Raw genomic sequence first — 22,925 nt, forward strand, 5'->3', positions numbered from 1 at the left:
GCCTATGGCTGATGTCTTTAAATGCATGAATGATGAAGTAGATATGACAACTAAGACGACAAAAAAATCACCCGCTTCCCGTCGGGCTAATCATGGCCGCGGTTTATTTCGACGAATTTGGTCTATCAGTTGGAAATTAGGCTTGGCTGGATTAGCTGTAGTGACTTTTTACAGCATTTATCTTGATCAAATTATTGCGCAAAAATTTGAAGGCCAAAAATGGCATTTGCCAGCACAGGTGTTTAGCCGCTCTATGGCGCTGTACCCTGGTGCGGCAGTCAGCCATCCGCAAATGATGGCTGAGCTTAAGTTGCTCGGCTATCGCAAAGTCGCTAACCCGCGCCAAGTGGGAGAGTTTTCGGCATCGAGCACTCGTATTGAATTGTGGCGTCGACCGTTTTTGCATCCAGAAGGCGATCAAGTCGAACAAAGAGTCATGATCAGCTTCGACAGCAATGGCATCAGTTCGGTCACTCGAGTCTCAGACAAGCGTCAACTCGCCGTATTCCACCTTGAGCCTGTATTGCTCGACCGCATTATTACTGGCGACGGTGAAGACAGGCTGTTTGTGCCGACCGAAGAAATGCCAAAGTCAATCGTGCAGGCGTTACTGCTGGTGGAAGATCGTAGTTTTTATGAACACCATGGTGTGAATCCCTTCGCGATTGCGCGCGCGGCTTTTGTGAACATCAGCGCCGGTCGCACTGTGCAAGGGGGCTCGACGTTAACTCAGCAGTTAGCGAAAAACTTTTTCCTTTCGAGTGAGCGTTCCTTGCTGCGTAAGGTTCGCGAAGCCTTGATGGCAGTGATTATAGATTTCCGTTACAGCAAAGACGAAATCCTCGAAGCGTATCTTAACGAAGTGTACATGGGGCAGGATAAATCCCGCGCCGTCCATGGTATGGGTTTGGCCTCACGTTTCTATTTCGGCCGTCCTATCAGTGAGTTGACTATTTCCCAGCAGGCATTCTTAGTGGCTGCGATTAAGGGACCGTCTTACTACAATCCATGGAAATATCCGGATCGTATTCAAGAACGCCGTGATCTAGTATTGCGTTTGTTAATGGATGCGGGGGATTTAACCACGGCGGAGTACAAGGTGGCGGTAGAGTCACCCTTAGGGATCCGTAATCTCAATAAACCAGCACATCAAAAATTGCCTTCCTTCTTCGCCTTGGTAAAACAGGAAGTGAACGAGCGTTATGGCGATGCGCTATTGAAGCAATCTGGGGTGAAAATCTATACCACGCTCGATCCTATGGCCCAAGAAGCCGCCGAAATTGCGGTGACTCAAACCCTCAAGAGTTTAGATAAGAGCAATAAATCATTGCAGATTGGTATGGTCGTGACCGACAAATACACTGGCGGTATTGCGGCTATGGTCGGCGATAAAACCCCAGGATTTGATGGCTTTAACCGCGCGGTTGAAATTCGTCGTCCTATTGGTTCGTTAATTAAGCCTTTTGTGTATGCTACGGCTCTGGCACCTAATAGCCAATTTACCTTAGCGACACCTCTTAAAGATCAACCTATTACCTTAAAAAGCGAGCAAGGTAAGACATGGTCACCACAAAACTTTGATAAGAAGTTCAGTGGTCAGGTGCCTTTGTTAACGGCATTGAAAAAGTCGATGAACGTACCGACGGTAAACCTTGGGATTGCTGTGGGTGTGGATGCGGTTGCAACAACATTGGCTAAATCGGGTTGGCAGGAGCCGTTAAACGAGTATCCCTCCATGTTACTCGGCGCCGTCAATGGCTCGCCATTAATGGTAGCGCAAGTGTACCAAACCTTAGCTGATAGCGGTGTTTACCGTAAGTTAACCACAGTGACCGCTGTGCTAGATTCTGATAAGAACCCATTGCCAGTGACGCGATTGCCTAAAGAGCAAGCTATAGCACCTGAGACAGATTTCTTAATTCAATTTGCTATGCAGCAAGTGGTAAATACGGGAACGGCGACGCGTTTAGGTAATGCTTTCCCTGGCGTTGGACTTGCGGGTAAGACTGGCACCAGTAACGACAGCCGCGACTCTTGGTTTGCGGGCTTTGATGAGCGTAATGTCGCCGCCATTTGGGTTGGGCGTGACGATAACGGCAAAACCAGTTTGTATGGTAGCAGTGGCGCCATGGCCGTTTATCTTGCCTTCTTAAAGGAACGTCCACCTATTAGTCTGCGCTCAATCCCTGTGAACGGCGTAGTGAAGGGCTTTTTTGACCGAGATACAGGTGTGGCTAAGGAATCCACTTGCAGCAATGTCGATGCGCTTCCGGCATTAGCTGCGACCTATCGTCCTGTGAATAACTGCGGCGACCCTTTGCAGTGGTGGCAGAAAATTTTCTAGGTTAATAGGGGCGATAATGGGCCAATAACGCACTTATGCGTTGGATATAAAACCTTTTAGTCAGTAGAACCTGCGCCGATGGAAGTGGTGTGATCGAGGGCAAACTCGGGGCGCCAATCTTCCCTTTGCACGGGACGTTAATCCAAAGTGAGAAATGACATGTTTAAAACCGCTGCCGCTGTGCATATTTTAGTGAAACACAAAGAACAGGCTGAGGATATTGTTAAGCAGCTGAATAATGGTGCTAATTTTGCTGTGCTCGCTAAGCGTTTTTCCTCTTGCCCTTCGGCCAAAAAAGGTGGCGATTTAGGCGAGTTCAAAAAAGGCCAAATGGTGCCACAGTTCGATAAGGTTGCATTTTCAGGTGAATTACTGGTGCCACATATAGTGAAAACTAAGTTTGGCTGGCATGTGGTTAAAGTGCTGTATCGCACTTAATACCCCAGTAATAAGCGCATCTTCACCGAACGTTATTTTCGACTAATCAAATAGATTGGAAGATTAGGGAGCGATCAGTATGAAATTTAGTTTTAACACCGAAGATGCAAGCCAAGTTTGCGTAGGGGCTTTTGCCCTTGCGGTCCCCGTTGCATTTTCTGAGGAAGCGTGGCATCTCGGTGAGACTTTACCTTTATTGAATATCGGTATGCTTTTTAGTTTATCGCTGCTCTTTCTTGGGGTATTCACCTATCACAGCGTGTTCCAACAGAATATTGCTTCCCGCGTTCCTGTGTTTATTTTTCGTATCGTGGTGGCGTATTTGCTCACTGCCCTCGTGGTTTTCCTCGTGCTGCTTTGCTTCGATAAAGTGCCATTTTTTGAGGACCCACTAACCTCTATAAAACGGATCATAGTGATCACTATGCCAGCCTCTATGGGCGCTATTGTTGTGGATAGTTTTGATAAAGAATGACACTGTTTCGCTAAATCTCATGACTTTTGTCACTGGTTGATTGCGGTTGTCTTGCGCATACTTATTTCCATGTTCTGACTTTGACATTGATTAAGCGTCATAAGCAGATCTAAATTTTGAGCTTGATAACGATAACGCCAATAGATAAAGGAAATGACGATGAACACTGGTGCCCTCGCTTTACTTATCCCAATACTCACAATTGTTGGCGGATATGTGGTCGCTATAATGAAAATCCGCAACAAACAAGGTGTGTCGACTTGTGAGCAAGTGGCCGAAAACCAAGCTTTTCAGACCGAGTTAGCCATCCTTCGTCAGCGTATCGAAGTGCTAGAGCAGTTAGCCACTGACGATGGTTTTCAGTTAAAGCGTGAATTTAAAAAGGTCTAACGATTTATTCCTTGGCTTATCGGTGGCTAGGCAATACTTACGTTTTAGATGTTATTTGTTCTGACAAGGTATTGCTCGCCAAACGATAAATGATGTTGAGTTATTTTAAATGAGTCACGAGGGATGAAAACGGCCTTATTTAGCTAACATTTCTGCGGCATTATCGGCTGTTATATGTCGCGTCATCACGCCATAAAGGCTCTATCTTGCATAAAATTCCGCCTAATATCTGCAGAATGAACCTGAAACGTCAACAGATCCTGATACCCCTGTCATTTGTTTGGCTTTACAAATGTGGGCAGGGTGTTACTTTGTACGCCTTACGTGGGTCAAGTCATCGGGTGAGTTAAATACCTAATTTAAGGTAAACTCGTGATAATTTTGTTATCCATCCCTGTATTGAGTTATTACAAATAGAGTTTATATGTTTCTAGCGCCTTATTTTTCTAAGCAAAATCAAGCTATTTCCGTTTCAGCACAACAAGCCAGTGACTTCGCGAAGAAAATTGCGCAGGACTTTAATCCTATCCACGATGTGGGGGCAAAACGCTTTTGCGTACCGGGAGATTTACTGTTTGCCCTAGTATTGACTCAATATGGTTTGAGCCAGAGCATGAAGTTTAGCTTTGCGGGTATGGTGGGTGATAGCGTCGAACTGCAATTCCCTGAACAAGTGAGCGAGAGTTTTTCGATTCGCGATAGTCGTGAAAAAACCTATCTTAATGTCAGCCGTCATGGCGATGTGAGTTGTTGCGATGCGCAGACCGAATCCTTTATTCGTCAATATGTTGCTTTCTCTGGGCATAATTTTATCGATATTCTGATCCCTTTGATGAAACAACATCAAGTGATGATCAACCCAGAACGGCCTTTAGTGATTTACGAAAGTATGTCGTTTGACTTAACTACCCTCGATTTTGTGCAAGTGACCTTATCACTCGTTGGCCAAGATTTAAAAATCGACGGTAAACGTGGCGATGTGACATTGCATTTTGAATTACACAGTGGCGACACTTTAGTTGGCACAGGTATCAAAACCTTAGTGATGAGTGGATTACGTGCTTACGATGAGGTTCTTGTACAGCAAATGCGCGCCACCTATGAAGGTCGTAAAACTGATTATTGATTGACGTAAAAGCAATAGGTTGGCGTTTTGTCTTTTAGATAAAGCGCCATGCAATCCTTGATAGCGCGATTAAATGTTAGCAATTAATTGTTATTGACTGATAGCTGCGACACGATTGCTGAGACGTTTTCCGCGCCGCTACGTATTTCTCCCATCACCAATGTTACCTCCGCTAACTGTTGTTTTCCTTCCAGTGCAATACCTTCAACTTCGTTCATCATGCTAGTTGCACTTGTGGTGAGTTGTGTATTTTTAGTGACGACGGCGGCAATCTCACTGGTTGATTTACTGGTTCTGGAAGCAAGCTGCCTTACTTCATCGGCGACAACGGCAAAACCTCGGCCTTGTTCCCCCGCTCGTGCGGCCTCAATTGCGGCATTTAATGCTAGTAAATTAGTTTGATCGGCAATCGAACTAATGGTTGCGACTATCGCTTGAATACTTTGAGATTGTTCATTGAGTTGAGTTATCGCCAAGGTCGCTTTATGGGTTTGCTCGGCAATAGCATTAGAGGTATTTACCGTCGCATTGAGTAAATGTACGCCTTGTTCTGCTTGCTCGACGGTACGTTGTGACGTGGTCAGTGCAATATTGGCGGCTTCACGTACAGCGTGGCTTTGCTCGATCCGCTTGCTGATATCGCTCGCAAATTTAATCACTTTAACTACTTTACCTTGCTCATCCATAATAGGATTGTATGCCGCTTCTAACCAAATCGAATCGCCATAAGCATTTTTACGTTCAAAGAGACCGCTGCTATATCGACCTTGCTTTAGATCGTCCCAAAAGTGTGGATTTTGTCGATAAAACTCATCAAAACAGAAAATACGATGGTGTTTACCAATAATCTGCTCTTTGCTAAATCCCATTGTCTTTAAGAAGTTAGTATTGGCTTTCAAAATCGTGCCATCGGTAGTGAATTCAATAATGGCTTGCGAGCGATTCAAGGCATTAAAAATGGCCGCTTGGTCGTCAAGTTGGTGCTTATCTTGGGTGATATCAGCGGCTGTTTTCATTATTTTAACGACTTTACCTGCCTGTTTTATGGGGAAGTAAGTGGCTCTAAGCCAGATCTCTTGGCCATTTTTATTCACTCGTGCAAAATTGCCTTCCTGTGGATGACCTGCTTTTAGATTGCTCCAAAATTGCTGGTAGGTAGCAGAATTACCATAAGCCGCTGAGCAAAATAGTTTGTGATGTTGGCCTACGACTTCATTAAGTGAATAACCTACCGTTTTTAAAAACAACGCATTAGCATCGAGAATTATTCCATCAGGCGTAAATTCTACTGTGGCAATACTGTGCTTAATCGAGTCGATGATCGACTCCGCCTCTTGGCGTTTACTTTCACTCACTTCTAGGCTTTTACGTAATGAAGAGTTGAACACTGAGATACTCCTGATGAGTCTAACTGACTCAAAAACTGCAGTTCTTTATTGAAAGCTCGATATTTCGAGCTAGATATACTGATAAATATAGCTGTGATTTTAATATGTGGTTTATTTCTATGAAACGCGTGATCCGGATCTATATACCTAAATTGAGTAAAAAAGATCACTATTCCTCGGTTTATTCGCGAATAGGCATAGCTAGAAAGCATTAATGATGCGATTAGACTTAATCAGATTGAATTAAGGCCATAGAAAAAGCTGCCAAAGGGCAGCTTCTTAAGTGTCATCTATGCTCGGCGGTTAGCTTAGTTTTTCAATCTTAGCTGGTAGCCCTTGTCTGGCCGAAGCGCCACTTGCCCAATCCACCAGCGGGTAGCGGCCGTGGCGACTCGGATCAAACAGATTCAAGTCGTTCATATTGATGCCGACTCGGATCAGCGGATTGGCGGCGATTTTAAGGTTGTCGATCACTACGTCCCGCGCGCCGAGTTCCTTATGGCCATAACCGTGTTCGATAGCGATGCAGTCAGGGTGCACTCCGGCAACACATTCCACTAAGGCAATAACGCTGCCGTTGGGCGTGCTGATCTTGACCGTGTCACCTGTGCTGATCCCAAAGCGACTGGCGGTCTTCTCGTTCAGTCGCACTGGATTATTAGGGTGCACTTGGCGCAAACGATCCGAGCCAATACTCATAGAGCTCATGGTGTGGGATTTGTAACTACTGATCAGCAAAGGCCATTGTGATTTATTAAACACCTTATCGAGCGGTGTGCCATTGGCTAAGGCGGGTTGATATAAGCGTGGGCAGCCACTCATAAATTCCCCTGTGAGACTGTTACGGCGACTGCCCACTTCGGGATTCCACAGCATCATAGGTTTTGGCCAAACCTTGGTTGGATTCCCCACTTCATCCCGTGCACCGCTCATATTTTCAAAGCGGCCGCCGCGGGCAAATAAGTAGCTAACTTTTTTGACTTCATCTGGCTTGAGTCTGGTATTGAGTTCGGCTTGAATGCGACTCACACCGCTAAGATACATGTCCTCAGCGTTAATATCGGCGACGGCTTTACCCAAATAGGCCACGTTAGCGGCGCCGTAAAGTGAGTAATCCGCCGCGCGCGTTAACGGATGTAAGCTGCCATCGGCGGCCTTAACGGCATTTTCGCCAAAGCCGGGTAGTTGCAGTTTCATCGCCACTTGGCTTAAGAAAGACTCCATGCAGACCACATCACCACTGGCAATTTTTGTGACCCTTGGTTCGACAATCGGCCAGCGACCTGTCGTTTCCTTCGTCAGAGTCCCATGCCACGAAGGGCTCCAACCCCATGACTCGTAAGTTAATGTGTCGGGCACGATATAATCCGATAGCGCCGAGGTTTCGTTAATAAAGCTGTCGATACTGATAAACAGTGGCAGCACTTTGGGATCTTTCAGTTGTTCACCAATGGCTTCACCTAGGCCCGCTTGACCATAAATCGGATTGCCCATGTGGTTAATCCATGCTTTGAGTCGATAGGGATAACCGTGCACCGCCGCGGTTAAATGTTCGCCAAGCAAGGGCGATGAAATCGGGAACCAAGGCTCCTTGGCTGGATAAGGTGATTCGCCCGCTTCGACTTTACGGCGATACTCTGAGGTTTTCTCGTAGGGGAATTTAGATCGCGATAGGAATACGCCCTTAGGCTCGACCATGCCGTCAAACTCCTGCAGATTATACCTTGGGCCTTTACCAAAGGCGGGAAAGGAACCGCCGGAAGCTAATGCGCCACCTTTTAAATTGATGTTACCTATCATGGCGTTGAGCATCATGATTGCCCAAGCGCTATAAAAACCATTGGCGCTCATTGTGCCGCCGTGGGAGATCACCGCGGCCTTAGTGCCATGGCTAGTAAATTTATCTGCAAGGGCGATAATTTGCGCTTCGCTGATATCGCACTCCTTGGCATATTGTGCCATCCCGAAGCTCTGCGCCGCTTCACTTAACAGTTGGAAGCTAGATTTAACCGCAATCATTCCCTTAGGCGTGTCGACGTTTTGGTCAACGTCGAGCTTGGCTTTCTGACTTTGGCTCGCGAAAACTATCTTGCCACTCGCGGCATCGACAACCAACTGCGAGTCTTGCTCGCCATAGGCTTTGCCGTCGAAAGGTAAGCCAAGATCGCTGGCAAAGAGATATTGGCCATATCTTGGATGGGTAGGTTCGCTGACGATCAAGAAGCCTGCGTTACTAAAACCACGGTAACCTGATGCTTTTGCTGCATCGACATTGGGCGCACTCAAAAAATCGGCGGCGTAGCGCTGATTATCAATAATCCAGCGCAACATGCCCATGGCGAGTGCCGAGTCGGTGGCGGGGCGGATCGGCAGCCAAGTATTGTTACCCGCGCAAGGTTGATTCGAGGTATTGGGTAGCATGGGCGACACCACCACATAACTGAAATTGGTGTTATTCACCCGCGCGTTAGCCAATTGTCTTGCTTGGCGTTTAAAGGGATTGCCCGATTGCTGCGGTGAAGTGCCGATAAAGAGTAAAAATTCGCTATGGTCCCAATCGGGTTTCAAGTGGGCGTATTTTTTCAAATCATCCAATAAAGCGCCTGCTCCGGCGCGGTAGGTAAATCCACAGTAAGCGCCGTGGTTGGCAAAGTTTCGGGTGCCAAAGCTGTTGAAGGTAAAGCGTTTGATAATGGCATCGCGGCCTTCATCTGAGGCGTTTGATACCAGTAACTGATTAGCTTTAGGGCCGTATTCTGGATTATTGGTATCGAGTGGCGTGGCGATATCACGAATCGCTCTTAAGCCTTCGACTTGCCCCTCACCAAATAAATCACCACCTTCGACGACTTCATTCAGCAATTGCTCAAAGCTAATGCTCTGCCATTGGCCGCTGCCGCGCTTACCCACACGTTTAAGACATTGTGTGACGCGGTGTGGGCTATCTAATTGTTCTAGCATGGCATTACCGCGGGCGCAGGCGGTGGAACGTCCTTGCTGCCCCTGTTCTTGAAAGGCGCTAAGCCCAACAAAGGCGGTTTTGATCGGTGTATCGAAATCGATATGTTCCCGCGATGACAACGGATGATAAGGATTGCCACTGATACGGATGATTTTATCGGTTTTTTGATCGATACGAGCGCGCACGCCGCATTTGGTCCAGCAACCTAAGCACATAGTATTGGCGATGCGTTGATCGTCATTGCTGATTAACTGGCCTGACTGTAAATCGATTTTGTATTCAGGTGCTAAGGAATTGCCGTGCAGCGGATCTTGGGTTGGTTTTCCTGAGGTACCATTGACGACACCTTTACCTATTTGCGCTAATGTATGGCTATAACCCGCAGCAAATAATCCCACACCACCCGTTACAGCGGCCCCTTTGATAAAACGACGTTTACTCTTATCCATGATGGACTCCTTAATTCTGTAAACTATTTGGGTGCTCAGCGAGCAAGTTTTGCCGCAGGCGTGTGGCGAATAAGTTCGGAGACCAGCGCCATTAATGCTAACCAGAGGCCGAAGGTACCGGCTATGCCTAATAGCCCTTCGGGTCCCCAAGGTAGTTGATAGAGGTAAGTCCCTGCGCCGTATTTAGGATCGGTTTGCGCTTGAATTAGCACTATCCAGCGAAATCCCCACGCAAGGTGAATGGCCGTGAGGCTGATGATTAGCATTGCCATATTGGGTAAGTGACGAATGGCGAGCATCAGTGCCAGCACGGCGAGTGTGACCAGTACCCAGATTGCAGCAAGTTGCCAGCTTGGGCTGGTTTCAAGCAATAATGCGGCTTCAGGGGCCGAGCCCTTATCGAATAACGCCCAGCCGATAAGGCATAGGGCGAATAGACCAAAACTTGCTCTTACCCAGAGTAATAGGCTGTCTTGGGTGCGCTGTTGGTAGCCCTTTAATAGTCGATTCAGTACCACCAAAGTGCCGCAGGCGGCGAGCAGGGCACTCATTGCCATCAAAGGTGGCAGCCAATAGGTATGCCACAGTGGCCGCGCCTCAATGGCCATGGTTTCCATGCCAGTGTAGAGGGCGATACTGCAGGCACTCAGGGCCGTGATCAGTGCGATCGGCTTGATGAATTTGTCACTGTTCCAATCACCGAATCTCAGTAATTGGCCTATTTTATTCACCCAATCTGAGTCTTGATTCGTGGTGCGCTTAGGCAGATATTGACGCAGTAGCAGCCAAGCAAACACTGCGCTGGTGCCCGAGAATACGGGCAGTAAAAAGGCGCCATACCACATCCAAGAATCAGGGCGAACTTGCGCATAAAAATGCCAAGCCCGCAGCGGTTGGTGTAAATCGGCGAGTAAGGCGATAGGGGCGACTATGCCTGCGGTTAACATTAAACAGGCGCAGAGCTTCAGCAATCTGTCATCTGGTTTGGGTTGGCTGAACAAATGTATTGTCGCTACCCATACGCTGGCGTAGGCGAGCCCCATCATAAAAAAGTATTGCACTGCCCAAGGTAGCCAAGTAATGGCGATATCTGGGGTAAAGATTTCTTTAATGACCATGGTGGATCTCCTCGCCAGTATCGGTAAGTAAGGTTCTAACGGGGGCTTGGCCGCTAATCTTGTCCTCAAAAGCGCTGCTCATGCCGATGTAGAACACCCGTGGCGCAGTGTTGGCCGTCGGTTTGAGCACCTTGATATCGGTTTTGTTGGCGGCGAGCAGTTGGCTTATCTGGCTGTTGGGATTATTCAGATCGCCAATCACACGGGCTTCTCCTACGCAGGTTTCGACACAGGCGGGCAGTAACCCTGCATCTAACCTGTGGGCGCAGAAGGTACATTTGTCGGCGGTATTGGTGTCGTGGTTGATAAAGCGCGCATCATAGGGGCAGGCTTGCACGCAATAGCCACAACCAACACACCATTCATTGTTGACGACCACTATGCCGTCCTTGCGCTGGAAGGTCGCGCCCGTAGGACAAACGGGGATGCAGGGCGGGTTTTCGCAGTGATTACAAAGTCTTGGTAGCATTAAAAACGCAGGCGGAGTGGTATCTTCCTGCTGCGAGACTTCATACTGCTGCACTGTGGTGCGAAATTGCCCGAGGGGCGGTTGATTCTCGATAGTGCAAGCGACGGTACAGGCTTGGCAGCCCACACAGCGGCGTAGATCGATCACCATACCGTAACGTTTACCCACTTGGTCTTCGCTGGCACTGTGCATTTGAGGGCTGCGCTTATCATCCTGTGCATACACTTGCACGACAGGGATGAGTGCGGCGCCAACACTGACGCTGGCCATTTTGCCGAGAAACTGACGTTTACTCTTGTCCATACAGATTTCCTTCACTACTTGCAGATGGCGAATAAACTGGCTCATAGACCTAGAGTTAAGGTTTATGGCGAGGTTTACAGGCATTCTGTAAAAGGGGAGGCGGCATAACTATAGTGGTTTTCCACATATCGGGTGTGGACTTGATCTAGCGCAACAAATATCCGTTAGAATAGCCTTCAAAATGCTAGGGTTTTATTTTTTGTTACTTGAGTTTGGCCTTTTCTTAGCTTGAGTTGGACTTGATTTTAGTGTGAGTGACTGGGGATAAAGGATTGCATTTCATGTTATTGAGGATGATGAAAAATGTGTTTCGCTTAGCTGTATCGGTCAAGTGGCCGTTATCGATTCTGAGCACTCCACATTCCGTGGCAATACCGAGAAAAAAGCCAAGGAACGCAGTGTTATTCCTATGCTTGCTGGCTTCGGTTAAGGTGTTTGCTTCGCAGCCACTGAATCAAAGTGTGCATTCGGGCTTAACTGACCCTGAGGTTGTTGCTCAAGTTGCTATCGAAGAGCCCAGTTATCAAGTGGTCGATGTTGGCGTGTTAGCCATCCGCGGTTATAAGGCAACCATCAACCGCTGGCAACCTTTGATGGGGTGGCTCGAAACCCAAATTCCCAACAGTTACTTTAGGTTACATCCTCTCACCCTTGATGAGCTAGCTAAGGGTGTTGAAACCCAAGGGCTCGATTTTGTGATCACAAACCCAGGGCAATCCGTGTTGCTGGCACGGCAATATTCCCTTACTTGGTTGGCGACCCTGCGCAGTCCGTTAAATAATGGCGCGGCAATGCAAGTGGGCTCGGCGCTGGTGGTGCGCGCCGATTCACCCTATCACACCTTAATTGATCTTAAGGGACGTCGACTCGGGATCGTATCGAAAAATGCCTTCGGCGGTTACTTGACCTTAGTGTACGAAGCGCAGCTAAAGGGCATAGATTTGCCTCGCTTTGTGGGAGAGATCATTCCGTTGGGGTTTCCGCTAGATAATTTGTTGTATCAGTTAGATGATCAAAAAAGTGGTGATGATGCGGCGAAAGACAATCGACTGGATGCGGCTGTGGTGCCAGTGTGTCAGCTTGAGCAGATGCAGACGGAAGGTCTTATTAATATCGCCCATTATCGAGTGCTCGATAATCAAGCGCCTGCGGGATTTAATTGCCAAGTCTCGACTCACCTTTATCCCAACTGGTCTATGGCAAAGACTAATCGCGCCTCCCAGTCTCTGGCTAAAAGTGTGACTCAAGCTTTGCTAGCGCTGCCTGAAGATCATCTCGCCGCTAAGTCTGCTGATTCTGCGGGCTGGACCACGGCCGTGAGTCAGCTTGCGATCGATCAACTGCTTAAAGATCTCGATATGCACCCTTTGCAGGCACCATGGTGGCAAAGAGCGTGGCAGTGGATCAAGTTACATCAACAATGGGCTTGGCTTGTTTTAGGGATTTTGGTTTTACTCAATGTGTATCATTTTTGGCTTGAATACCGCTTTAGTCGTCGTGGCCGTGAGTTGATTAACACTCAGCGCCAGCTCAATGAAAACCGTGCGTTACTGGAACATGCCCAACGTATTGCTATCGCGGGCGAGCTTGGCGCGAGTCTCTCCCATGAACTCAATCAACCTTTGGCGGCGATTGGCCATTATTGTCATGGCGCCGAAGTGCGATTACAGCGGGGGACGAGCCCTGAGGAGTTGCAATCTGTATTGGCGCTGATCCAGCAGGAAGTCACACGCGCCGACAGTATTATCAGTCGCTTACGTAATTTATTGAAGAAGCGACCTGTGTCAAAACAGCCTTTGTATCTGCATGAGTTAGTCAATGATACTGTGCCGCTGCTCGCCTATGAGTTTGAACAACATCAGATAAACCTTGCCGTCAATGTGAATGGTGAACCCTATTTACAGTCCCTCGATGAAGTTGGCATGCAGCAGTTGTTGCTTAACTTGCTGAAAAATGCCTTTGACGCCTGCGTTCAGCGGTTAGAGCTTGAATCCAGTGGCACCGAACAGAGCATCACGCAAAAGCCATACACACCTACGATCGATATCGATCTTCGCTATCAAGAATGTACGCTCTTGCTGACAGTCACAGATAATGGCACAGGGTTAACCGAAGAGACCAGTCTGCTGATGCAAGCATTTTATTCCACTAAATCAGAGGGGTTAGGTTTAGGCTTAGTGATTTGCCGTGATATTGCCGAGAGCCATGGTGGTACGTTTAGCTTAGAAAGTGCTATGGGTGGCGGTTGCCAAGCGCAGGTGGCTATACCGCGTAAATCTGAACCCAATGGAGCACAATAATGAGTCTTGCCTTACCTGTGTATTTAATCGATGACGATGACTCAGTGCGTCGTTCTTTGCGTTTTATGCTTGAAAGTTATGGCCTTAAGATCACCGACTTTGATAGTGCCGAAGCCTTTTTTACCACAGTTGACTTAACACTACCGGGTTGTGTGCTGGTCGATGTGCGTATGCCGGGTTTGAGTGGCCCACAGTTGCACCTTGAATTAGTGGCAAAAAATAGTCCGCTAGCGGTGATTTATCTCACCGGCCATGGCGATGTGCCAATGGCGGTAGATGCGCTTAAATTAGGTGCGGTGGATTTTTTCCAAAAGCCCGCCGATGGCGCTAAGTTAGCCGAAGCGGTTGTCAAAGCGTTGGAACATACCAAGGCGCATCATCAAGACAATCAGTATCTTGAGACTTATCAAGCGCTCACGCCAAGGGAGCGGGAAATACTCAACCTGATTGCCCAAGGACTGAAGAACCAAGAGATCGCCGATAGTCTCTGTATTGCCATGCGCACGGTTGAGATCCACCGCGCCAATTTGATGAAAGGCATGCAAGTGGGATCGCTGGCGGAAATGATGCTGATCTACAGTCGGATTGCCGAACGCCTGCGTCTCGAATAAATCCGCTGGAATTTACCTTTTATCGCGCTAATTGCCGCTTTGTTAGCCGCCTATTTTGGCTAAGTTGTCGTATGATTGGCCGTTTGATTTGAGCCTAGCTATAGGGTTATGTTTTTGCTGAGCAATGGGCTGAGATGTGAGCCAAGGCATTAGTGCATCGCCGCTTAATTGCCAATACACTGTGATTGCCTTATTTTAGGGGCACTATTTTTAGGCCACGATTTTTAACATCACTTTTTAGTCACTTTTTTAAAGTGTTTATTTACAGTGACGATTTTAATGTCAGTGGCCCTCTTGGATTGTTTTCTCTTATTTGTGTAGAAGCTTCTGCAGCTTAGATAAGACTCTCCTGTTTGCATAAGGAATGAAATGGCAAGCTTGATTCGTATTGTGCTGATTGATACGCACCTTCCGGGCGTGGTGGAACTCGCCCTCAATGGTCATACCAACATTTGTGGTACTAACGCCTCGGGTAAAACGACATTACAACGTCTAGTCCCTGTTTTTTATGGTGAATACCCAAGCCGCGTGGTGCCTTCGACCCGCGACAGTTTCGAGCGTTGGTATTTGCCACACGATTCAAGCTACATCATTTACGAATATCAAAAGGCCGATGGCTTACTGTATCAAGCCGTGTTGGCCTCGGCGGGTGATGGTAAGGGCGTTAACTATCGTTTTATCGCCAAAGGTTTTGAGCTAAGCGATTATATTAAATCGCAAAATGGCGACACTATTCTGTGCCACACCATGGCGGAATTAGGCCGTGATTTAAAACGTGCCGGTATCGCCACCACTAATTTGCTTAATACCCGTGAATATCGCGCCATTATTCAAAATGATCGCACCCTATTAAGCACGGGCAGCAACCGCAGCGAACTACGCGGTTATGCACGCCAATTTGCCCTGTGTGAGGGCGAGCATTCCCTGCGCCACATCGAAAAACTCGCTAAAGCGGTGCACTCCAAAGAAGGCAAGATGGAGACGGTCAAATCCATGATCGCCGCCATTTTAGAGGAAGATGGGGTTAATCCGCCCAGCTCACGTTTGAATCCGCAGCGCGTTGAAGCATGGATCCGTGAGAGCCAACTTATCCAAGGCTTTGAAGTCATTCGCCCTGAGTTTGAGAAACTCGAGCAAGAATTTAACCAACTGCTCAGCGCCGAACTGCGTTTATCGAGTTTATCCCGTGGTTATCGCAACGATGAAACCTTAGAAGCCGATCGCCAAGATATTCAGCAAACCTTATCTAAAGAGCTGAATTTAAAGCTCAGATTGCTTGATGATGAATGGAAAGAGCAGCGCGATGAGCTCAATCTCGATTTATCAGCAGCTAAGGGCGATGTGGCAAAGTGCGAGTATGAGCTCGATGCTATTGAAGATCAGCACGCTGCCTTTTTAGATGCCAACATAGAGCAAGCCAAGGCCGATCTTGAGATGCTGCCAAACTGGCGCACTGATGTTGAAAACCTAAGTGAACGCCATAAGCTGCAAACCGAGAAGCATCAAGACATTGAGGCTGCGTACAATGCCCGTCGCAGTAAGATTGGCGAGCAGTTAAACCGCGAGCTTGAAGGCCTGCATAGCGACCAAGACAAGCAGCGTGAAGCCCGCGATAAACAACGTGAAGTGGCGCGCACCGATATCGACGCCCTAGAGCTGCAATGGCGCAACCAAATGGATGCGGGCAAGGCTAGCTTTAGCGAGCAGGAATACCAATTCAAACTCACTGCTGCCGAGCTTAAATTGCGTGTCGATGGTGTGACTTACACCGAAGAAGAAAAGCTAAGCCTAGCGATTTTCGACGAACGTATCCACCGCGCTGACGAAGAACAAGAAAGCTGTAATGCCAAGGTCGAACGTTTAAGCAGCGATGAGCGCAAGCTCAGAGCTAAACGCGATCAAGCCAACGAAGCCTTGCGTATCGCCACCTTAAGGGTGAATGAGCGTCAAACTGCGCTGGATGAACTGCACCACATGCTGTTCCCGCAATCCCACACCCTGTTGGAGTTTCTGCGTAAAGAATCCCAAGGCTGGGAGCAAAGTTTAGGGAAAGTGATCGCACCTGAACTACTGCATCGCACTGATTTACATCCAAGCTTAGTGACTGAATCGAGCGAAGCTTTCTTTGGCGTGCATTTAGATCTTAAAGCGATCGATGTGCCTGAATATGCCGCCTCCGAACAAGAGCTGCGTATTCGGTTAAGCAAAGCCGAAGAAGCCCACACTAGTGCCCAAGAAATGCAGGCCGAGGCCGAATCTCAGCTGGTGGCCATTAATGGCGAGTTGGATAATCTCAGTCGTGAACTGACTTTTGCCCGCACGGCGTACAAAAATAGCCGTGACGATCTGCGTCGCCTATTTGATGAAAAGCGCAGCGAGCAAGAGAAAATCAACAAAGCATTGAGCGAGCGTAAAGCCCATGCTGGACAAAGACTGACTCAACTCGATGGTGAGCTAAAACAGCTTAAACATCAGCACGAACTCTGGCTCGAAGATCAAAAAGAGCAAGCGCTTGAAGCGCGCATGGAAAAGAATGCCTATTGGCAGGAAGTTATCGGCGCGCTCGACAATCAACTCGGCCAAATTAAAGCGACCATTGAAGGACGCCGCGAAAGTGCCAAAATCGAGCAGAAAGCCTGTGAGACTTGGTACAAAAACGAGCTTAAATCCCGCGGTGTGGATGAGGATAATATCCTCAAACTCAAGCAACAAATTCGTGATTTAGAAACTAAAATTAGCCGCGCCGAGCAGCGTCGCAGCGACGTACTGCGCTTCGACGATTGGTATCAACACACTTGGCTTGCGCGCAAACCTAAACTGCAAACTCAGCTTAGCGATGTGAAGCGCGCGGTATCGGAAATCGATCAACAGCTTAAGGCGAAAACTCAGGATGTTAAGACTCGCCGTCAACAACTTGAAACCGAGCGTAAAGCGTCCGATGCGGCGCAGGTTGAAGCTTCTGAAAACTTAACTAAGTTACGTGCCGTAATGCGTAAACTCGCCGAGCTTAAGTTACCGACCAATAATGAAGAAGCCCAAGGCAGCCTAGGCGAGCGTCTGCGCCAAGGTGAGGATTTGCTGCTAAAACGCGATTACCTGATGGGATCAGTGAAGCAATATGTGGAGCATTTTGACTCAGTGATCGCCAGCAAGTCGGGTTCGGGCCTTGCCGAAACCTGGGAGCGTGCCCGCGAAGAATCGAGCTTTATCAACGATAAAGGTATTCGTCTGCTGGATTACCGTAAGTTAGTGCCACAGCTTGAGCAATTGCTGAACGTGATCGTGCCGCAATCGATTACTGCGCTGCGTGAGCAAGGACGGATTTTCGGCGTCGACTTAACCGCCTTCTACGATGTGTTAGCTGATATCGACCGCCGCATCGCGTCCCAAAGTGCGCGTATTACCCTCGAAGTGGGCGAAGAGTTATTCCTCGATGGCGTGTCTGAATCGGCTGTGCGTATTCGCTCGCGCATCAGTGAGTTAGAGTTCTGGCCTGAGCTTGAACAGTTCGTCAAAGCCTTTAAACATTGGAAAGCCGATGGTTTTAATGGCTTGCCCGATGAGGATTACACCAACAGCATGCGCCGCGCCTTGGATATTATAGGTCGTGCCGCATTAACGGGGGGCATCTCCAAGTTGCTGGAAATCGAGCTGCGCCTTAAAGAAGGTAACAGCGACTTAATTATCCGCACCGACAGACAGCTTAACGAATCCTCAAGCCACGGTATGGCGTATCTGATTTTGTGTAAGTTCCTGTTGGCATTCACGCGCTTGCTGCGTGGCCGCGCCGATGTGACCATTCACTGGCCAATTGATGAGTTGGGCACTTTGCACCATACCAACGTGAAGAAGATTTTCGATGCCTGCGAAAATAACAATATTTGTGTGCTGGGCGCCTTCCCGAACCCTGAGTCTGAGGTGCTGAACTTGTTCGCTAATCGTTACATTATCAACAAACAAACTAAGAAGTTGCAGGTGGTTAAGCCTAAAGTCAACCCAATTGCCGACATGTTGAATAAGCGTTTGTCGAAGGAGACCATCTAATGAGTGATGCAACCCAAACCGTATTAGTTGGCACTGGCGCTTTGATTGAGCTGTTACTCAAGGGCGAGTTTATTTGTCGCACCACCAATGAAGAAGGCTGGCGCGCCCTTAAAAATAGCAGTACCCGCGAGCGGGTTGAAGCTTATCTCAATCAAATCAACCGTACCGTGGCGTCTGCCGCCGAAGGTGATGTGTTCTTCTGCGGTTACTTACAGTTAGGCGATGCCGAACGTAAAGTGATTTCATCGCAGTTTAAAGATATCTGTCAGGCATTGATCCCGCTGGTGGAATGGTTGGTATTAGTGCAAGAAGCCAGTGGCCAAGATGCGCCGCTGAGCGAAGGTGCGCCCGTGCGTTTAACCGAGCTGCAAAGCCGTATCGAAGACACGCCGGCGTTCCGTGAGCAGTTAGCCAAGCTCAGCCAATATCGTTTATTTGGCTCAACCAGCACTAACAGCGATGCGCAAATCAAATTAGTCTTCAAACGCTTAGTCGAACTCGGCTATTTAGTACGACCCAATGCGGAGAAGCAAATCTATATCGCCACGGGCAAGCTGGATTACCTGTATGAAGTCATTCGTTTTATCGATGAAACCGAAGGTTTAAGCCTAGAAGCGCAGGCGGAAACAGCGACCCAGCGGGACTTAATCTAATGTTGGCACTGTTAAACCTAGGTAAAAGCTGCGACCAAGGAGGCCATGATGAGCAGTAACTTACATCAGGCGGGTGTGAAACTGCTCAAGCAGTTAGGTCGCCATGCTGACATTATTATGGATACCTATTTGGCGGGCTCTCTTAACGAGGATGCGCACGATCCAAGCGTGGTCGAAAAGCTTAAACAGGCAGGGATTTTATGGCGGCCAGAGCCAGATCAGGAGCTGCGGCTTAAGCGTTCTGTGCGTGCCTTACTCGAAGAAGGTTTAAGTGACGAGCGCAATCGCCAAATCGACTCTAATGTCGGTTCGGCTTTAGCGACCATTAAAACCTTGGCCGACCACTACAAAGAAGCGCGTCACAGCTCAGATTACAGCGCCGCCGAGGCCTATTTATCCGATTTAAGCGAGCATGTGTATAGTTTCGCCGACAGTCTGCGTTATTCGATCCGGGTGCTCTGGGGCCGCATTAATAACGAGTTCGGTTACGTTGGTACGATCAACGCTAAGATCCGCGAAAACGAATTAGCTCAAAGCCAAGTGTCTGAATTGCTTAATGGCTTAGAGATGTTCCAGTTTAGTGAGCTAGGCGAAATCGCTGGCGATATACGTGAACTGCGCAAACTCTTAGTGACGACTTTGCAGGAAACCATGAGCGACTGCGCCCAGGAACTGAGCGTAGTGCAGGGGCGTTTACTCGAACTCTTAGGCCGCTTCAGACAAATCCGTGGGCGTACCCGTTTGCTCAAGGGCTGGTTGCTCTACACTGATTTGCATCCGGATTATCGGCCTGCGGACCATGTGTCCCACAAGGAAATCCCGAGTCTATTCAATCGCGCCGAAATCTTGCTCGCACCTGCTGCGGTAGATGTGCATAACGCCAGCCAAGAACTGGAGTTGATGGGCATAGTCGCGCATATCAAGGCCATCAGTCGCCATCCTGTGATTGCAGCGGTGCGTGAGCGAGATGCATCCGTTTCTATCACCCAAAGTGAAGACTTCGATGTGCCGGATAATCCGCTCAAACAAGCGGTGGATGAGTATTTCGTCGATGTAATTGAGTCTGGCCTGCGCCAATCGGCGCTGGAATATCTGGCGGATAAGGCTTTGCCTTGGGACGCTGAAAGCTGGATTTATCAAGTGATTGGTGGCTACGAAGGTCTGCCCGATGAACACAAAGCTTACTTTGAACTTGAGCCTTTGGGTGAACCGCATCCTATCTATAGCGGCAACTTTATTATTCGCGATGTGGAATTATGGCTCGCCTAGGCCAGCAACAATTACAACTGTTGGAGAACGCTTTTATTAAGCGTTCTCCAAGGGTTAAGCTCACGGCTAACTGGCGCGCTATTTACCGCGAGTTAGAAGTGGGTGAGTTAGACGGATCCGAAAAGTATCTGTGTTTTGCGCCCAAAGATTTTGAACTGCTAAGGCAAAGCGTGTTGGCGTTAATGGGGCTTGATTTAAGGCAGCTTGATTTTAATGTCGATCGCATCGCGATGTCCGCCAAAAGTCACGATGAAAAGCTCGCTAAGATACGCCCTGAAGCCGAATACGTTTTGATGAAGTATCTAGGTTTCGGATCTTCACCAACTGGGATTTCAACTCGCACATCACTGCGTATTCCTTTGGATGAAGCACAAAAGCATTGCCATGAACTCAATGTCGCAGCCATCCTAGTGATTGAAAACTTAGATGTATTTGATGTTATCCATCAAGCGCGTTTGCCACAGGATTTAACTCATGTGATGGTTATCTACCGAGGTAGCGGTCATCATTCCCCGATTGGCGTGCGGCATTTTTTGCAAGCGATGGCAGATAAATTGCCGATCATTGCCTTTACCGACTTAGATCCCGCAGGACTACAAATCGCCCATACCTTAACAGGCGTGACCCACTGCCTTGTGCCACAACTTGCGCTGACAGCACCTGCTGAGTTATTGGCAATAGCACAAATTAATTCTACTGATGATTTCGACAAGCAAGCGAAACAGGCTAAGTATTTGCAAAATGCCGAGTTAAAGCATTGGCAAAAATTAGCCGTTTGGCTAAATCAACACCGTATTAGTATCAAACAGCAACACCTGCTGGCTCACGGACTTGAACTAGTGTTAGTGCCATATATTTAGTTGTCATCCCTTTCATCTCTCTACTTTACTGTAATTAACTGGTTTTAAATCCTGTTATAAATTTAAATTCAGTTATTAAGTCTGAGTTTTATCTGGCTGTTGTTTCTTATATGTTTAATTTGATGTTATTTGATGTTTATTTTGTTTGTTTATACTGGTTTAAATATATTTTGTGAGTGCTCAAATATTGTTCTGATAAATTTTTTATGGTTTAAAATCAGTTTATTACTATTTTTCTGTGATGGTGTTAACTTAACTCAAGATGAAAAAATGAAATTTATTCATTGAATTAACGGCTAGCATGTTTCACTATCCCCGCCTGAGCCAAAAATGGATTGGCAATTGTGCTCATCATGGAAGATGAATAACAAATAAATGACCTTTCTGGGGAAATCACAAGCATGATGAAATCACTTTCGACGCGGATCTTTATTGGTCTGTTTGCCGGCCTTATTTTCGGCACAATAGTGCAATACTTCTTAAACGATATCGGTTTTTTCTCGGGTAATTTAGTCGAGCTTGCCGGTGGCGTTGGTACTATGTTCGTCAATATGATCATGATGCTGGTTGTGCCACTCGTGTTCGTGAGTATCGTTTGTGGTGTCTGTGAGCTGCAAGATCTCAAAAGCTTTGGTCGTTTGGGCGGTAAGACCTTCGGTTTTTATATCATCAATACCGTAGTCGCAATCGCGACCGCATTATTAGTGGCACTGTTACTCGAACCCGGTAAAGGCGTGGATATGAGTAGCACGGATGGCGTAGCGATTACAGCAACTGAATTGCCAAGCCTGATGGCGCTGGTGATCGACATAGTCCCACGTAATCCTGTGACGGCTTTTATGTCGGGCAATATGCTACAAGTGATCTTTATGGCCTTGTTACTTGGCGGTGTGATTAAGTCCCTAGGGGAGCATGTTGCAGGTGCTGTGCAAGGTTTTCAAACAGCCAATAGAATCATGATGAAACTGATTTCTGTGGTGATGAGTCTTGCGCCCTATGGTGTATTTGCCTTGATGTTTAAACTCGGCGCGACCTTAGATGCAGGTGTGTTTATGAGTGTGGTTGAGTATATGGTGCTGATCCTCGCGCTGTTGCTACTGTGGATTTTTGTGGTTTATCCTATGGCAGTGGGAATATTTACCCCAATCTCAGCCAAAACCTTCCGCGAGAAGACCCAAGAGCAAGTGCTGTTTTCACTCTCGACCGCAAGCTCAAATGCGACTATTCCCGTGACCATGCGTACTTTAACGGACAAGTTAGGCGTGAACCGCGCTGTTGCTGGTTTTGGCGTACCGCTGGGGGCGACCATGAACATGGGCGGTGTGGCGATTTATATCACTATTGCGATTTTCTTTGTCGCCAACGCCTTTGGCATGCCCATTACCACTGAGCAATTGCCTTCGCTGTTATTTAGTGTCTTCCTATTATCTGTCGGTGCGGGTGGTGTGCCCGGTGGCGGCATGGTGATGATAGGTGTGTTAATCCATCAAATGGGATTACCGATAGAAGCCTTTGCCATAGTGGCGGCCTTAGATCGGATTATTGATATGGTGCTGACATCCTGTAACGTGGTTGGTGATACTGCGGTATTGACTATAGTGGATCAAACCGAGAAAGTGCATCAGCTTGAGTCAGCGAAGAGTTAATGTGCCATTAAGTCGTATTCTATAAAAACAAAAGCCACTGAAAACAGTGGCTTTTTTTATATTCACTATGCTGGTATTGA

Annotated in this window: 16 protein-coding genes; 12 read left to right on the plus strand and 4 right to left on the minus strand. The window is 47.7% G+C overall.

Annotated elements, in window-relative coordinates; translation table 11 throughout:
• Positions 1 to 25: 25 nt before the first annotated feature.
• The 5 genes from mrcB to L5M17_RS04655 all read left to right on the plus strand — a co-directional run bounded on the left by mrcB (position 26) and on the right by L5M17_RS04655 (position 4,773).
• Positions 26 to 2,344 (plus strand): penicillin-binding protein 1B, encoded by a 2,319-nt coding sequence (gene mrcB, locus L5M17_RS04635; RefSeq protein ID WP_168827694.1) that lies wholly within the window; start codon positions 26 to 28, stop codon positions 2,342 to 2,344.
• 159 nt (positions 2,345 to 2,503) lie between these two features.
• On the plus strand, positions 2,504 to 2,782 hold the full coding sequence (locus L5M17_RS04640; protein WP_006084190.1) for a peptidylprolyl isomerase: 279 nt from the start codon (positions 2,504 to 2,506) through the stop codon (positions 2,780 to 2,782).
• A 79-nt stretch (positions 2,783 to 2,861) separates the two neighbouring features.
• Positions 2,862 to 3,257, plus strand: coding sequence for a DUF2391 family protein (locus L5M17_RS04645; protein ID WP_263145549.1), 396 nt, complete (start codon positions 2,862 to 2,864; stop codon positions 3,255 to 3,257).
• Between the two features lie 159 nt (positions 3,258 to 3,416).
• Positions 3,417 to 3,647, plus strand: a complete 231-nt coding sequence (locus tag L5M17_RS04650) for a hypothetical protein (RefSeq protein ID WP_263145552.1) — start codon at positions 3,417 to 3,419, stop codon at positions 3,645 to 3,647.
• A 424-nt stretch (positions 3,648 to 4,071) separates the two neighbouring features.
• Complete coding sequence (locus L5M17_RS04655; RefSeq protein ID WP_131525486.1) at positions 4,072 to 4,773, plus strand: DUF3581 domain-containing protein; 702 nt, start codon at positions 4,072 to 4,074, stop codon at positions 4,771 to 4,773.
• A gap of 83 nt (positions 4,774 to 4,856) precedes the next feature.
• Here L5M17_RS04655 and L5M17_RS23090 read toward each other — a convergent pair whose 3' ends face one another.
• The 4 genes from L5M17_RS23090 to dsrO all read right to left on the minus strand — a co-directional run bounded on the left by L5M17_RS23090 (position 4,857) and on the right by dsrO (position 11,462).
• The gene (locus tag L5M17_RS23090; RefSeq protein WP_113939130.1) at positions 4,857 to 6,161 is read right to left on the minus strand and encodes a methyl-accepting chemotaxis protein; all 1,305 of its coding nucleotides are present in this window, start codon (positions 6,159 to 6,161) and stop codon (positions 4,857 to 4,859) included.
• 303 nt (positions 6,162 to 6,464) lie between these two features.
• Positions 6,465 to 9,572: a tetrathionate reductase subunit A gene (locus L5M17_RS04670; RefSeq protein ID WP_263145554.1), complete on the minus strand. Its 3,108-nt coding sequence runs from the start codon at positions 9,570 to 9,572 to the stop codon at positions 6,465 to 6,467.
• Between the two features lie 35 nt (positions 9,573 to 9,607).
• Positions 9,608 to 10,690 carry an NrfD/PsrC family molybdoenzyme membrane anchor subunit gene (gene nrfD / locus L5M17_RS04675; RefSeq protein WP_263145557.1) on the minus strand — a complete coding sequence of 361 codons (1,083 nt, stop codon included), beginning with the start codon at positions 10,688 to 10,690 and terminating at the stop codon, positions 9,608 to 9,610.
• Complete coding sequence (dsrO, locus tag L5M17_RS04680) at positions 10,680 to 11,462, minus strand: sulfate reduction electron transfer complex DsrMKJOP subunit DsrO (protein ID WP_263145559.1); 783 nt, start codon at positions 11,460 to 11,462, stop codon at positions 10,680 to 10,682. The genes nrfD and dsrO overlap by 11 nt, the downstream gene beginning before the upstream one ends.
• 281 nt (positions 11,463 to 11,743) lie before the next feature.
• Here dsrO and L5M17_RS04685 point away from each other — a divergent pair, with 281 nt between their 5' ends.
• The 7 genes from L5M17_RS04685 (at position 11,744) to L5M17_RS04715 (ending at position 22,845) form a co-directional block, all read left to right on the plus strand.
• Complete coding sequence (locus L5M17_RS04685) at positions 11,744 to 13,762, plus strand: PhnD/SsuA/transferrin family substrate-binding protein (protein ID WP_263145562.1); 2,019 nt, start codon at positions 11,744 to 11,746, stop codon at positions 13,760 to 13,762.
• Positions 13,762 to 14,373: a response regulator transcription factor gene (locus L5M17_RS04690; RefSeq protein ID WP_263145564.1), complete on the plus strand. Its 612-nt coding sequence runs from the start codon at positions 13,762 to 13,764 to the stop codon at positions 14,371 to 14,373. Before L5M17_RS04685 ends, L5M17_RS04690 begins: the two co-directional genes overlap by 1 nt.
• A gap of 369 nt (positions 14,374 to 14,742) precedes the next feature.
• Complete coding sequence (locus L5M17_RS04695; RefSeq protein WP_263145567.1) at positions 14,743 to 18,417, plus strand: ATP-binding protein; 3,675 nt, start codon at positions 14,743 to 14,745, stop codon at positions 18,415 to 18,417.
• Complete coding sequence (locus L5M17_RS04700; RefSeq protein WP_011790751.1) at positions 18,417 to 19,070, plus strand: hypothetical protein; 654 nt, start codon at positions 18,417 to 18,419, stop codon at positions 19,068 to 19,070. The genes L5M17_RS04695 and L5M17_RS04700 overlap by 1 nt, the downstream gene beginning before the upstream one ends.
• 48 nt (positions 19,071 to 19,118) lie before the next feature.
• On the plus strand, positions 19,119 to 20,339 hold the full coding sequence (locus tag L5M17_RS04705) for a phosphoenolpyruvate carboxylase (RefSeq protein WP_173248722.1): 1,221 nt from the start codon (positions 19,119 to 19,121) through the stop codon (positions 20,337 to 20,339).
• Positions 20,327 to 21,199, plus strand: a complete 873-nt coding sequence (locus tag L5M17_RS04710) for a Wadjet anti-phage system protein JetD domain-containing protein (RefSeq protein ID WP_263145573.1) — start codon at positions 20,327 to 20,329, stop codon at positions 21,197 to 21,199. Before L5M17_RS04705 ends, L5M17_RS04710 begins: the two co-directional genes overlap by 13 nt.
• 401 nt (positions 21,200 to 21,600) lie before the next feature.
• Positions 21,601 to 22,845, plus strand: a complete 1,245-nt coding sequence (locus tag L5M17_RS04715; protein WP_263145575.1) for a dicarboxylate/amino acid:cation symporter — start codon at positions 21,601 to 21,603, stop codon at positions 22,843 to 22,845.
• Positions 22,846 to 22,925 lie beyond the last annotated feature (80 nt).

The organism is Shewanella sp. SW24, assembly GCF_025653395.1.
In the GTDB taxonomy this organism is placed as follows: domain Bacteria; phylum Pseudomonadota; class Gammaproteobacteria; order Enterobacterales; family Shewanellaceae; genus Shewanella; species Shewanella oncorhynchi.